This is a genomic window from Phycisphaerae bacterium (assembly GCA_035275405.1).
GTDB lineage: Bacteria > Planctomycetota > Phycisphaerae > UBA1845 > UTPLA1 > DATEMU01.
Map to the genome: position 1 here is coordinate 119,155 of DATEMU010000015.1, position 13,774 is coordinate 132,928.

The window sequence follows — 13,774 nt, forward strand, 5'->3', positions numbered from 1 at the left end:
GGAATTGCGTCTTTTCCCATTCTTCAAACCATCAAACCTTACCGCTGCATGATCGGCAGGTTGTTGTACGGTAATTGCAGGATCAACAGCGCAATCGCCGTTCCGTATACCCGCCCAACGGAATCGCCCTCCCACGAGCCGTCCTCCCCCTGCGTAGCGAGCAGGTGATCGCGAATCCTTGGATAGTAGTTCTTCCATTCGTCTTCACCAGCCAGGTACATGACTTGCGCGAGATACAGGTGCGCGTAGTACCAGTGCCCCCATACGCCCGCCGTCGCCTGGCCGACGGCGATGTTCCGCTTACAGAACTTCAGCGCGTTTCGCGCCAGCGGGCTTTCGTACAGCCCCGCGTTGAACCAGCACGCCACCGCCGCCGCCGTGATCGGCGGGCGCGAACCGGTCATCCCGACGCGATACGCGATCCCCCCGTCCGGCTGAACCGAATCCTCCAGGTATTTCATCGCCCGATCGATCACCCGCTTCGGCACCGCGACGCCCGCGTTGCGGGTAGACCGCAAAGCCTGCACCTGCGTAACAGTGACCGAGCCTTCGTCGCCGTTCATGTCCGGCGTATAGAGCCATCCGCCCAGCCGACTCTGCGACTTGGCGGTCAGGTCCACGCCCCGCTGCAGGACCGAGCGAATCTGCTCCAGGCTCTGCGGGTCCTGTTCGGTCCCCATGACCTCCGCGAGAAAGAGCATGCCGAAACCGTGGCCGTACATCGATCGGGACTCCTCCTCGCCCGCCCGGCAGATGAGTCCATTTCGTTGCGATGACCGGAGCACGTAGTTCAGGCACTTGCGAAGCTGCGGCGCATACTTGCCCTCGGTCGGCGTGCTACCCGAACTCGCCAGCGCCAGCCCGGAGAGCGCCGTCATGGTGACGGGATACGTCCCCATCTGCCCCTGATCGCGGAACGACCCGTCCGCGCTCTGCCGCGAGACCAGGTATTTCAGCGCCTTCTGAATCGCGACCTCCGTCTCCTCCGTCACCATCGGCGGCCGACCGGAAGGCGGCGCCGCCGCGAGAGGCGAGACGGCGAATAGCGCAGCGCAAAAGCAGAACCACCCTCGCCCCAGTAGTGCTCGCTTGGACACGTCTATACGCATCAATTCTCCTCGCCCGTCGCTTCAGCCCCGCCGGGCTTCGTTTCCGCCGCCAAAACATAGTACCCATCGGGTCCGACCGCAACGATCCTTTCATTCAGGACGATGACGTCCGTAATGAGATTACTCCCGGACGGCAGATCGGTGGGCCGATGCTCGTTCAGCGAGAAGGACTCTTCCAGGAGCGACCGGTTGTTCCTCTTGTCGATCACCTGCACGTACGGCGAATTCATCACGTTCCCCGTCCGCACAAAGGCGCGAACCTGCTGAAGGTTGGCCGTCTCCTGGACCATGAAATACTCGATGAACGCCACGTAGTCCGGAGAGGCCCGCAGCATCCGCCGATTGACCGTCGACAGCCGCCCCAGATCGCGCCGCCACGGCTGCTGGCCCTCGCCCAATGGGAACGACGCCAGTACGTAGTGCGGCGGGTCGTCGGTCGTTTGCGTAAAGAGAAGCAATCGCCCGGCATCGACGGCGGACGCGGACTGAGCATCTCCCGACCCCGACGCCGCGTCCAGCGTAGCGTCCAGGGGCGGCATCCGCAGCCCCTCCGTATGGATGTCCTTCACCACGACGCCGCTCGCGGCATCCAGAATTGCAATGTGCGTACCCGCGTAGTAAACGCCGACCCGAGTCGACGTGAACGGAACAACCCCACCGACCAGGCCCCCCATGGGCGTATTCCAAAGCATCCGGCCGCTGGTAATGTCCTTGGCAATCACATGGTCCGACAGCGCGCGGCAGACTGAGCTTCCGACGATCGAGACATGCTGGACCGTGGGTTCTGCGGCATCGACCTCAGGCTCCTCCTCGCCGCGCCGACGGTTTAACCATTGAAAGACGTTATTCTGGCCTTGCCGGCTCCTTCGCGCCGTTTTGACGGAATCCGTCCGAGCCTCTTTCGCCGTATCGCTTTCTTTCACCGGTTCACGAGTCTCACCGCCGGCACCCGGCAACATTGAAAATTGCCGCTGGACGCGCCCGCCCACGGGATCGAGGACGGTCACAATGTCCCCGGCGGAATCGACCGCGACAATGAGTTGGCCGACGACGGCAAGCTGCGCGATTCGAGGCCCGACAAAGCGTCGCCGCCACGACGGCCCCGCGCAGGCCCGCGCCGCAACGCCGATCAGCGTGGATGAATCCGGAGCGATCACGAACATCCCTCCCACGCTGAGCACGCGCGGATTCGGGGGCGACTCATCCTCGGCGGTCACCGCGATCGGCGGCCAGAGGATTTGGCCCGTCGTCAAGCCGACCGCGAAAATTGAATCGTGCGCCGCCAGGACCGCGACGCGGTTCGAAATCGTCGCGGGCTGCGCGGTCTCCTCAAAAGCCCGGTCATTGGTAATCCAACCGCCTTGTCCATCGGGCGTGTCGTCGTCCACAGCCCAGAAGTAACGGTCCGGAACGTCCGCGGAATAACGCAGCCCCCTGATCTGTCGGGCCATGTAAATGGGAAACGTTTGCTCAAAGAGGTCGATCGGCCTCGCCGGATCGTGAAACGCCATGACGTCGGGCCGCAGCCCGGCCGGTACGGTCGTATCCGCGGCAAGCGTAAGTTTTGGTGTATCGCGCAGGACGTCGGGCAAATTGTTTTCCTGCGAAATCATCGACCGAGGGAGCAATTTCCGTATTTCGACGATCGCGTCGCTGATCGTCCGGCCGGCTGCGCCCACGACGTCGCGGCTCGCTTCTGGCAGCGGGCGCGCCAAGCCGAGTTCCTCCAACGCCGTAACAACGCGCAATGCCTCCCGAGGCGCAGCGGGGAGGTCCTCTCCCGGATTGGAGTAAACCACCGCGAGTCGAATCATCGCTTCGGCGGCCACATCGCTGCGCGGATTTCGTTCGGCGGCCCTTTCGAGATAGAAGTACCCTGATTCATAATCACCACCCGCGAGCGACCGGTGGCCGAGTTGCAAATCCAGCCATGCGGCATGGGGCATCATCGCGCCGACGTCCTCTCCGGACGGCCGCAAGTCCAGCACATCGGCCAGGGCGGCAAGCGCTGACCACTCGCCCCCTGCGAGATTCGACTCGATCAGCCGCCGCGTGTCCTCCGCCGCCTGCGTTCGGTCCGATGGACTCATCGCGCGCCACCAGCCGCACAATCGCTCGCGAAACAGCACCGCGGCCGTGGCCGAAAGTTGCGGCTCCAGGGCGACCGGCTCGTCGCCGACGGTCCGCACGAGTTCCAAAACGCGCCGAAACGCCTCGGCGGGCTTTTTCTGCTCGGCGAGCAGTTCACAAAGGGCCATTCCCGCGCGGATCAGGTCGCTCGGTTGTTGCGCGCTCCGCACGGCCTCGTCCAGCAGGCTCGCGCGACTCCGATCCGCCAGCCGACCCCGCAGTGGCCGTCCCGGCGCGCCGGGATCCGGAGTTCGGTTCGCCTCGTCGCCGGACTCGGCTGCAACCCTGAGCAGCACGGTCACGCGCTGCCGGGCGATTCTCGCCAGAAGCTCGGAGGTGGCCGATCCGGCGCCCTCCGCCGGTTGAGTGGTCGCGGACGATCGCACCTGGACTCTGGCCTCCGCGCGATCGAGAAGGTCGATGGCCTTGTCCCATTGTTTCTCGATCACCGCCAGCCACGCCAGCCGCAGCATCGCCCCCACGTCGTTTGGATCGCGCTGCAGCGACTGGTGGGCCATCAGCCGGGATTGATCGACATCCGGGAACTTGGTCACATCCGTTGCCGTGACGCTGTACAAACCGCCATCGATGGAAAGGAGATTCCCCAGGGCAAATCGCGTGGACAGTGGATCGCCGATCTCCTTGCCCGTCCGCACGTCGAGTCGCACGAGCCCGTCCTCGGTGGGCACAAACACCGCATCGCCCGCCCACGCGGGACGGCCGGTGGACGGCTTGCGATCGAACATCCACTCGACGTTGCCGGTCGCCACCTCGATGGCGATCACGTATTTCCCGGCGACGATGGCACGCCGGCTGTCCGCAGCGACCAGATAACGAAGCGTGCCGCGCGGATACGACCATTTCGCCTGTCCGTCTTCCTGGTTGTAGGCCACAAGATATTCGCTGTCGGGCGCCGCGACGAGCACCAGTCCTCCTGCGATGATCGCCGGCGAACTGAGCCATTCATCCGCCGGCGCAGCGGTCACGGAGAGCCCGCGCCGGGCGTCTGTCCAGAGTTGACGGCTGGCGCCGGCCCGTTCATAGCTCGTCAACCACCGCAGCGAGAGATCGTCCGCGTTGAGCGCCACCAGGAGGCCGGCGCCGGTGGGCACATAGACGGCGCCGTCGCACACTGTCGGCTGCAGCACCGCGTTGATGGGAAAGAGCCCGGAATATCCGGACCCCAGGAGCACGGACTTGATGAGCGATCCATCGGTACGGAACACCGCGAGAAAATAATCGTCTCCCAGTTGATAAGGAGCGATCAGACGCGGGCGGTCCGCGTTCTCGTGAGATCCTTCCGCATCCAGCGGCACCGGCACCGAATAAAAATGTGCCGCGCGAAGTTCGTCCGCCACCGGTCCCGATCGCCCCTTCGTCCAGACGGCACGGCCGGTATCGGCCTCGAACGCGCGGATCGAGTTGGGCTCCGGCACGACGCCCATTCCGAATTCGTCGGGCGAGATGATGCCCTGACGAGACGGAAAGACCTCTCCAGAGGTTCCGGATTGTTCGATCGTGAAAACCAATCCGTACGCCGTCGACACCGCGCCGCGATAGTCGTGCCAAAGCGTGCGAGTCGAAAGCTCATCCAGCTTGTCGCGATTGTCCGTTTCGGTGCCCACGCGCTGGCGAAACTGGCTGACCGCCGTGTCGCGCGCCCGCGAACGAGGAACGATCCGCCACATGAAATCAAAAGTCGCCAGATCGCGGGCGATCAATCCCTCGGGACAAGTGACAAACAGGAAGCGACCATCGCTCACCGCCTGCCAGACCGGCGGGCGTGACGTCGTCTTGATCAGCCGGCCGATACGACGCGATTGGATGCGTTCGCTTCCCGGCAGCCGGTCGTGCCAGGAGTCCTCCGGCGCAAATGCGGGATCAATCGCCGGCATTTGACCGCCACGGCTGGGCGGACCTCCGATGATGGGCCATGCCCCGGAGGCCTCGGGGCCGCGGGCCAGGGGTTCATCCGCGGACTTGAGAAACGCCTCCAGGGTCCGGACGCGCGAGGGGCCGTCCGTGGACACGGCTCCCGCAGCACTGGATTCCAGCTCCCTGAGTTGCGTGAGGGCCCGTTCCGCCGCTTCCTTTTGACCGGTCAGCGCGTACGCCACGCAGTACTTGGTCAGGATCTGCTCTTGCGGGATCGTATGGCGTGGCAGGGCGGAGAGCTTGTGCAGAATGTCCAACGCCTCGCCGGCCTGCCGACGATCGAGGAGCCACGCGGCCAGCAGATTCATGGCTTCCGGCGCCGGAGTCGTATAGGGAAACTTGCGTGCAATGTGGCGAAGCTCATCGAGCTGGTGCCCTTTGATCGCGCGCTCCAGTCGGTGCCGAACTTCGCCGTCGAAAAGCAGCCGATAGGTCGCCAGACCCTCCTCCGGCCACTGCCCGATTTGATCGAGCGCGCATCGGGAGGCGGAATAAAAGTGCTTGCCTTCATCCATGGACACCGTCTTGTCACCGTATTGGTCGATGACACGGGCCAGGGTGTCGGCGGCCAGCTTCCAATCTCCGCGCGCCGACGCCTCCTCCGCGCGCTTCAGCCAATTCTCCGCATCGCGGTCGCTGAGGGGCAGCAGCGCCGCCGCCATAACGCGCGGCTGACCGCGAAACACCTGCTGAAATCCAACGGCCCGCGGCGGTGTGAGCGCAAGCATGCCGAATGCGGCAAGAACTCCGCACCAAGCCGGCCAAACCTTCTTTACTGGCCACTGATTACTGTCCACTGACCACTTCCTTGTACGCTATCGTAGGGTGCGTCTCTTGGGTATACAATCGCCCCTCAAGTCTTATACGTAGTTTCGAGCCCCTCGTTTCCAAATGAAAACGCTATTTCTTGGATTATCCGAAGCCCTGCGGCTCCTATTTCCCGTTGCTCAAGGGTTGCCTCCGGGGCGGTCCACCGCTTGGAGTCGATCCGCATCCTGGATCGTCCCCCTGGGGCTCTTCATCGGCCTTATCTGGGCCGGTCTCTTCCGGATCACGTGGCGCGTTTATGGGGAGGCCGGAAATGTCCGTGTAATCCCGGCCCTCGCCATCGTGCTCATCGAGTGCCTGTTGACCGGGCCGTTCCTGGCGTTGGGCTTGGCGAGAACCGCGCACCTGCTCACCGGCATCAAACCCCTCGCCGCCACATCCGACGCCCGGGCGCCGCTGTCGCCGGTTGGGACGCTGGTGCTTTGCCTGACCGTCCTGTCGGAGTGGGTGCTGATCGCCAGTATTCGCGATGACGCGGCGTGGTGGCCGTCGCCGAAGGACTGGCGCAGCCATTTCAATTTCATGTACCCGGCCCCGATTTATCGTCCGTTGCTCCTGGCGCCGATCTGGGGACGTTGGGGATTGCTCCTGGCGGCTTCCGTGGGCCGGACCGCGCGCGGCGCGGACGAGGCGATTGTCGCGCTATGCGAATCCATGCGCCCGGCCCGGATGCTTCGCCACGCCATTGTCCCCGTCGCCCTTACGGCAATTTATTTTTCGCGCGAAGGAAACATCTTTATCGGTTTGATCATGGCCCTGATCGTTTTCGCGGCGACGTACATCGTCGCGGTGGTGATGGCCCAGCGCGGCGGCGGACAGTCCCGGCAGACGCTCTTCGCCGCCGGTCAGATCGCCCAGTTGGCGTTCCTTGCCGTATGCCGGGCGATGTGGCCCTTAATCTACGGATAACGTGGGATGTGGGAAGCCCGCTCCGGCATCCCACATCCGACATCTTCTTATTACCCCTCCAAGTAGGTGTAGCCCTTCAATCCCCGCTCGTAACGCCGCAGAAACTCCGCCGACTCATGAAAAGTGATCTGCTTGCGCCGCACGGCGTCTTCGACGGTCCGCCGAAGCCGCGCAACTAGGTGCTCGGCGGAGTATTGGACATAGGAGAGGACTTCTTCGACGGAATCGCCGTCCACGACGTGTTCGACGAAATACTGGCCGTCCGCTCCGATGGTCACGTGCACGGCGTTCGTGTCGCCGAAGAGGTTGTGCATGTCGCCCAGGATCTCCTGGTACGCCCCGGTCATGAAAATGCCGACGTAGTAGCTCTCGCCGGTAAACGAGTGTAACTCGATCGTCGATTTGATGTCCCGCAGATCGATAAACTTGTCGATCTTGCCGTCGCTGTCGCAGGTAATGTCGGCGAGGATCGCCCTCCGGGTCGGCTCCTCATTCAGGCGATGGATCGGCATGATGGGGAAAAGCTGGCCCACGGCCCAGCAGTCCGGCACGGATTGAAACGCGGAGAAGTTGCAGACATAGGTGTCGGCCAGTTGCGCCTCCAGCCCCTGGAGTTCGTCCGGGACGTATTCCTTTTCGCGCATGATCCGCTGAATCTTCCGGCAGGCCGACCAGAAGACCGTCTCCATCGTGGCACAATCGGCGAGGCTCACGTATCCCAGCTTGAAGAGGCTGAGCGTCTCATCCCGCAAGTGCAGGGCGTCGTGGTAGGCCTCCTGGAAGTTCTTCACGGAGATCGAATTGTGCATCTCCAGGAGGTTGTGCAGGACCTGGTGGGCGTCCTCCGGGAGCGACGGCGGCACGGCATTCTCCGCCAGTTCCGTCACGCCAAGGACATTAAAAATCAGCACCGAGTGGTGCGCCGTAATGGCCCGGCCGCATTCGGTCACAATCGTCGGGTGGGGCACCTCGGCGTTGTTACACGCCTCGCTGATCGCCGAGACCACATCGGAGACATACTCCGCCATCGTGTAATTTGCGCTGGAGGCGAAGTTGCTGGAGCTGCCATCGTAGTCCACGGCCATGCCGCCGCCCACGTCAAAATACCGCAGGCCGGCCCCTAGCTTGGTCAACTCCAGGTAAATCCGCGTACCCTCCGCCAGGGCCTCCTTGATGGACCGGATGTTGGTGATCTGGCTGCCGATGTGGAAGTGCGTCAGCACCAGACTGTCGAGCATCCCTTCGGAGCGAAGCAGCTCGACGCCGCGGAGCATTTCCGTGACCGTCAGGCCGAACTTGGACCGTGATCCCCCGGATTCCTGCCAGCGGCCCGAGCCTCGCGCCGCCAATTTCATCCGAAACCCGATCTTGGGCTGGACCTTCAGAATGCTGGCGCGATCCAGGATCCGCTGCAGCTCGCCGAACTCCTCGACCACGAGTACGATCGTCCGTCCCAGCTTGGTCGCCCACAGGGCCATATCGATGTATTCGTTGTCCTTGTAACCGTTGCAGATGACCAGCGGCTCGGGCGCCTCCAGAAGCGCCAAGACCGCGAGCAGCTCCGGCTTGGAGCCTGCCTCGAGGCCGTAGTTGTACGGCGCGCCATATTGAACGACTTCCTCGACGATATGGCGCTGCTGGTTGACTTTGATCGGGTACACGCCCATGTACGAGCCGGTGTAGTTGTTCTCTGCAAACGCCTTCTGAAACGCCTCGCACAACTGTTGGATCCGCGCGCGGAGAATATCCGAGAAGCGCAGCAGCATCGGCATCTCGATCCCGCGCTGTTGCAACTCGTCCACCAGCTCTTTCAGGTCGACCGTCGGACCTTCCGATCCCCGCGACGAGACCGTGACATGCCCGCGCTCGTTCACCGAGAAAAAACCCGAACCCCATTGGCGAACGTTGTAAAGGTCGAGCGAGTCCTCGACGGACCATTTGTGCAAAAGGTCCGTGCGCGAAGGCGCCATCTTGGTCAGGTTGGCCATGTCGTGTAATCCCCTGGGGTGATAATATTGTTCGTGGCTACGGGACGAATCCTCGCGCAATGCCGGCCCTTTCTTTCCCGGCGCGACGGGCTGGAATAAGTAATAAGAGCAGCTTTTCGGCGGCGAGTCAAGAAAAAACGCCTCGCCTCGCTCGTCCCCGCCCGCTGTCTTGACGCCTCCGCCGCCGGCGCTAGACTGTCCGTTCAGAGCGCCGGTCACCGGGTCCCACTTTGCGGAATCCCACCGGAGCCCCTTTCATGTCGGAGATCGCGCTTTAGCGGAAATGTTGACCCTTCACACCTACCTCGCCCGCGAACTGCTCAAGACCTTCGGCCTAACCTCCGTCGCGCTCACTCTCCTGGTCGTTATGGGAGGTGGCGTCGCCAATATCTTTCGCGGCGAGGGACTGGGCGCCGAGGATGTTTTCAAAGTCTTCCTCTTCCTTACCCCCGTGGCCATCACCCTTATCCTCCCGGTAGCGGCCCTTTTTAGTGCCGCCATTACCTACGGACGGGCCTCGGCGGACAACGAAATCACCGCTTGTAGAGCCGCCGGAATCAATATCCACAGGCTCCTGCTGTCAGCCGGATTGCTTGGTTTTCTTGTTACTGTTTTCACTTACGTTTCCTGGAACTTCATGATTCCGGGTCTGTCCCGGATGATCGAGGAGACCACCCGCCGCGAGCTGCCCGGCATTGTCATGGGCCAGTTTCAGAAGGCCCGACCGCTCTCTTTCGGCAAATACCGCATCACTGCCGGCCGCTGCGAAATCATGGAGAACCCGCCGCCCGGAATCGTCCTTCCGGATGACCACACATACCTTCTGCTCTCCAAAGTAAGCTTCCTGGAGATGGGTGACGAGGAGTACCTTCGTTATGGGACGGCGGACGCGACCATCATCGACTTCGACGGCAGCAGCGATACCCCGCGCGTGACCGTGGACCTGCAGGGCGTTCGGACCTTCGACGCCTCCCGACGGCAATATTATGACCTCGCGCACCAGGTCCTGGGCCCCTTTGACGTGCCCATGCCCATGCGTCGAAAAACCAAGTTCGAGAACCTGGCCCGCCTCATTCATTACCAACGCCATCCTGCCGAGAGCCCGGAGATCGAAGATCGCCTTTTCGGTATTCGCCGCGAGCTGATGAGCTTTTACGTCCAACAGGAAGCGATTGACCGTCTCGCCCAGGACGCCGTCATCCGGTGGAAAGGGCCCGGCGTGCAATACGAAATCACCGCCAAGCAATATGCCGTCGATCCCGACGACGGTCGGACCACGCTGCGCGACGTTCGTGTCGTGGAAGTTGAAGATCCGCCTGGGCGGGAGGGGGAAGGATTCAAGCAGGTCATGACGGCGGAGTCGGCCACGCTCGACCTGCGCAGTGCCATGGACAAGAACCGCCCACTGATCATGGTTGAGCTGATCGGCAACGTCGAAACCCGCTCAGTCGCTCCGGCTCGCCGGGACAACGACCGGGCCGTCCGAAAGACGAAGGAGTCACTCAAGCCTCTTGAGTACATGGATCAGCCGGGCCTCGTTGACCGCCTGGCGCGGTTTGACACCAAGTCGTTCCTCCAGGCGACCCCGATCGTCGGCCTCCCTCGAAAGCAGTACAAGCAGTGCGAACGATTTTGGCAGCGGCTGGACACCTTCCGCGCCGAAGTCACCGGCGAGATCCACTTCCGCGGTTCATACGCCCTGACGCCGGTGGCCGTCGTCCTGATGGGAGCCATCTTGGGGATCATCATCCGCGGCGGCCAGGTCCTTACGGCTTTCGGCATCAGTTGCGTGCCATCGCTTTTTGTCGTTCTCATCAGCATCGTGGGCCGCAACCTGGCCGACCGGCCCGATTATTCCACGGCGAGCCTCTTCGTCATGTGGGGTGGCACCGCGGTCATGTATCTCGCGACGGCCTTCGTCGCCTTTAAGGTACTGAAGCGTTGATAGGCGTGCAGCCATGATCAAAACCCTTGACCGTTACATCCTGCGGGCGTTCTTCACGAACTACCTGATCGCCCTGGCCGTCATGGTCGGTCTCTATGTCACGCTCGACCTCTTTGTGAACTTGGATGAGTTCACCTCGGTGCAGGGCGCGACCAAAGTGCAGGTCGTGGCCAAGATCATCGATTTCTACGGCTACAACCTCTTGCTCTACTTCGCCCAGCTCGCCGGCGTGATCCTCCTGGTCGCCGCCTGTTGCACCCTGGGGCGCTTCCATCGGACCAATGAACTCACCGCCATCCTCGCCTCCGGCACATCGCTCTACCGCGTGGCCACCCCCGTCCTGCTCGCGGCCCTGGCCATGAACGGACTTTGGTTCATCGACCAGGAGTTCCTGATCCCCCGTTTTGCCGACAAGCTGGCGCGCACTCACAAAGACGTCGAGGGGCGAAACTCGTTCGCCGTCTGGTTTCAGCCGGACCGCGACAACGCCCTGGTCTCCGCCTCGATGTTCCACCCCCGCGCCAAAGAGATGCGCGGAGTGATTGTCCTGAAACGCGACGAGGACGGCCGCATGACCGAGGTCATTCGCGCCGATCAGGCCCGTTGGGACGAGGAGCGGGAGGGTGAGGGCAAGTGGCGGCTGGAAAACGGATTGCGGATGATCTTCGAAGCACCTGCGACCGCGACTCGCGCCGGGACGACCGCAATGCCCCTTGTGGCCGGCGACGAGGAGCTGGGTGCGATCCCTGTCCGGGACTATGCGTCGGCCCTTACTCCCAAAGAACTCGCCCTCCAGCAGGCCTCGCTCTGGATCAACTTCCTTAGCCTCGCCGAAGTGGAGCAGCTCCAGACCCGTTTCGCGGAATCCGGGTCCGGTGAGTTCATCCGCATCAAACACCGCCGACTCACGACGGTCATTATCAACATGATCCTCCTTTGCCTGGGGATCCCTTTTTTCCTCAACCGCGAGCGGCCTTCCGTTATCGTTGCCGGCGGACAATGCCTCTTCACCTGCGGCCTGTGTTATGTGGTCGCCTTCCTTTGTCACAGCGTAAACATGTCCGGGCTGGGCTTGAGTCCCGCGCTGCCGGCGTGGCTGCCGGTTCTCTTGTTCGGACCCCTGGCCGTCTACCTACTCGACGCGATTAAGACCTGATGAACGCCGTCGTAGCGACCCACTTCGAAAACCGAAGGGGCCCGGCGTGTCTGCGCGTTATGGTCGCCGCCGCCACCTCGGCATTCGTCATTTGGATTGTGACCGGCGCGTATGGATGGAGAGGATATCCCGCTGAGCATGATGGGGGACGACTCGTCGCGGCCGTACTCGGGCTGCTGTGCCTCGTAATCCTCCTGACAATTGCATGGACCACGATTGCGCCGCAACCCCCCTCGCGGCGGACGCTGCTGATCGCGATAGTCTGCTGGAGCACGGCGCGGCTGGTCACGACTTCGCTTTTCCCCCTTGGCAGTGACGAGGCCTATCACTGGCTCTGGGCGGAGCATCTGGACCTGTGCTACTACGACCACCCCGCCATGGTCGCCTGGCTGGCTCGTCTCTTCGCCCCGTTCGGCGGCGAGGCCACGGCGCTGGTCCGGTTCAGCCCCATTGTCCTCGGGGCGCTTTTGCCCGCGGCAACGGCCTATCTGGCCTGGATGACGCTGCGGGATGTCGGCATTGCCGTGCGCAGTGGCTTATTCTTCATGCTCACCCCGCTCCTCTCCGGTAGCACGTTTCTGATGCCTGCGCTGCCGGTCATCTTCTTCTGGACACTGGCCGCGATTCAATTCTGGCGTGCCGCTGAATCCGGCCGACATCGAGACTGGCTACTCCTGGGTCTGGCCTTTGGTGCGGCCCTGAACTGCAACTTCACGACCCTTCTATTTCCCCTGTGCATTCTTACCTATCTATTGCTCACCCCGTTCCATCGAAGGCATCTGATCAAGCCCGGCCCCTACCTCGCACTTGCAGTAGCCGCAGCCTGCTTTCTCCCGGTCATCGTCTGGAACGCCGACCACGAGTGGCGAACTTTCGGCTTCAACTTCTTCCGCCGTCATCGCGACTTGGCCTTCCACGCCGATCAACTCGCCTTGTATTTGGGCCAATTGCTCCTCTTTGTCTCGCCGGTACTGGCTGTGGGCATTATCGTTGCAGGGTGCTCTTCTCTTTATTCCGCATTCCGAATTCCGCATTCCGAATTCGATCGGTCGCCGGGTCTGCGCTACCTCGCCATCATGGGCCTCGCCCCAATCTTCGCCTTCCTTGTCACCAGCGCCGCCCTCAAGGCTCGCGCTCACTACGCCGCCCCCGCCTTCATTCCGCTCATTGTCCTGTTCGTTTGGCAAGTTCATTGTGGTGTCCTGCGTCGATGGCTTCGTCCGGCGGCCATCGTCGGACTTGTCATGACCATCGGCTTCTGGTGGGTGCTCGTGCTGACGGCGATTGTTCCTTATTCGCCGATGCACATAGTCCTCACCAAGCTCGATCCGAAGAACCCGGACAAACCCACCGCTGAACTCTATGGCTGGCCCGCGCTCGGAAACTATCTCGACTCCTTTGGACAGCGCATGGACGCCCAGAGCCAGACCGTGGTCATTGCGCTTTCATACGCTCAGGCCTCGCTTGCCATGCACTACTCCCGCAACCTTGATTACGCCTTTAGTCTCGACGAAGGCAAGAGCCCTTACGGTCAACAATTTGAACAATGGGGACCACTCAAAGATATTCCCATTGGATGCGACGCTATCCTTTTCCGTGCGGGTCAAATTCCTGACGAAGTGACCTACCGTATCGACTTGGAGAAGCATTTCCAACGCGTCGAACGAGTGAACACCCGCCGAAAGTTTCTGGCGGAGTTATATTATTTTTCAATCTGGCGGGGCTACGGTTATCGTGGAGGCTATGGCAGATAGTCGGCCCTCATTGACGTCTC

At 62.3% G+C, this 13,774-nt stretch carries 7 protein-coding genes; 4 read left to right on the forward strand and 3 right to left on the reverse strand.

Translation table 11 applies throughout. The annotated features are described in order from the left end of the window. Nucleotides 1-38: 38 nt before the first annotated feature. Nucleotides 39-1,109: a prenyltransferase/squalene oxidase repeat-containing protein gene (locus VJZ71_18275; GenBank protein ID HKQ50028.1), complete on the reverse strand. Its 1,071-nt coding sequence runs from the start codon at nucleotides 1,107-1,109 to the stop codon at nucleotides 39-41. Next, entirely contained in the window at nucleotides 1,109-5,902 is a 4,794-nt protein-coding gene (locus VJZ71_18280; GenBank protein ID HKQ50029.1) for a PQQ-binding-like beta-propeller repeat protein, read from the reverse strand. Before VJZ71_18280 ends, VJZ71_18275 begins: the two co-directional genes overlap by 1 nt. A gap of 163 nt (nucleotides 5,903-6,065) precedes the next feature. On the opposite strand from VJZ71_18280, the gene VJZ71_18285 reads away from it, so the two are divergent. Continuing rightward, nucleotides 6,066-6,911, forward strand: coding sequence for a hypothetical protein (locus tag VJZ71_18285; GenBank protein HKQ50030.1), 846 nt, complete (start codon nucleotides 6,066-6,068; stop codon nucleotides 6,909-6,911). 50 nt (nucleotides 6,912-6,961) lie between these two features. Here the strand turns inward: VJZ71_18285 and speA are convergent, their stop codons facing one another. Beyond that, the gene (gene speA, locus VJZ71_18290; GenBank protein ID HKQ50031.1) at nucleotides 6,962-8,899 is read right to left on the reverse strand and encodes a biosynthetic arginine decarboxylase; all 1,938 of its coding nucleotides are present in this window, start codon (nucleotides 8,897-8,899) and stop codon (nucleotides 6,962-6,964) included. A 283-nt stretch (nucleotides 8,900-9,182) separates the two neighbouring features. On the opposite strand from speA, the gene VJZ71_18295 reads away from it, so the two are divergent. From VJZ71_18295 to VJZ71_18305, 3 genes are read left to right on the forward strand one after another with little or no spacing between them, the layout of a single operon-like run. Continuing rightward, nucleotides 9,183-10,844, forward strand: coding sequence for an LptF/LptG family permease (locus VJZ71_18295; protein HKQ50032.1), 1,662 nt, complete (start codon nucleotides 9,183-9,185; stop codon nucleotides 10,842-10,844). Nucleotides 10,845-10,857: 13 nt separating this feature from the next. Then, on the forward strand, nucleotides 10,858-12,000 hold the full coding sequence (locus VJZ71_18300) for an LptF/LptG family permease (protein ID HKQ50033.1): 1,143 nt from the start codon (nucleotides 10,858-10,860) through the stop codon (nucleotides 11,998-12,000). Further along, nucleotides 12,000-13,754 (forward strand): glycosyltransferase family 39 protein, encoded by a 1,755-nt coding sequence (locus VJZ71_18305; GenBank protein HKQ50034.1) that lies wholly within the window; start codon nucleotides 12,000-12,002, stop codon nucleotides 13,752-13,754. The genes VJZ71_18300 and VJZ71_18305 overlap by 1 nt, the downstream gene beginning before the upstream one ends. Nucleotides 13,755-13,774: the final 20 nt, after the last annotated feature.

Excerpts from the sequence above, each read along its gene's own strand:
- VJZ71_18275 (HKQ50028.1), bottom strand. The coding sequence starts at position 1,109 with ATGCGTATAGACGTGTCCAAGCGAGCACTACTGGGGCGAGGGTGGTTC.
- VJZ71_18280 (HKQ50029.1), bottom strand. The coding sequence starts at position 5,902 with ATGCTTGCGCTCACACCGCCGCGGGCCGTTGGATTTCAGCAGGTGTTT.
- VJZ71_18285 (HKQ50030.1), top strand. The coding sequence starts at position 6,066 with ATGAAAACGCTATTTCTTGGATTATCCGAAGCCCTGCGGCTCCTATTT.
- speA (HKQ50031.1), bottom strand. The coding sequence starts at position 8,899 with ATGGCCAACCTGACCAAGATGGCGCCTTCGCGCACGGACCTTTTGCAC.
- VJZ71_18295 (HKQ50032.1), top strand. The coding sequence starts at position 9,183 with ATGTTGACCCTTCACACCTACCTCGCCCGCGAACTGCTCAAGACCTTC.
- VJZ71_18300 (HKQ50033.1), top strand. The coding sequence starts at position 10,858 with ATGATCAAAACCCTTGACCGTTACATCCTGCGGGCGTTCTTCACGAAC.
- VJZ71_18305 (HKQ50034.1), top strand. The coding sequence starts at position 12,000 with ATGAACGCCGTCGTAGCGACCCACTTCGAAAACCGAAGGGGCCCGGCG.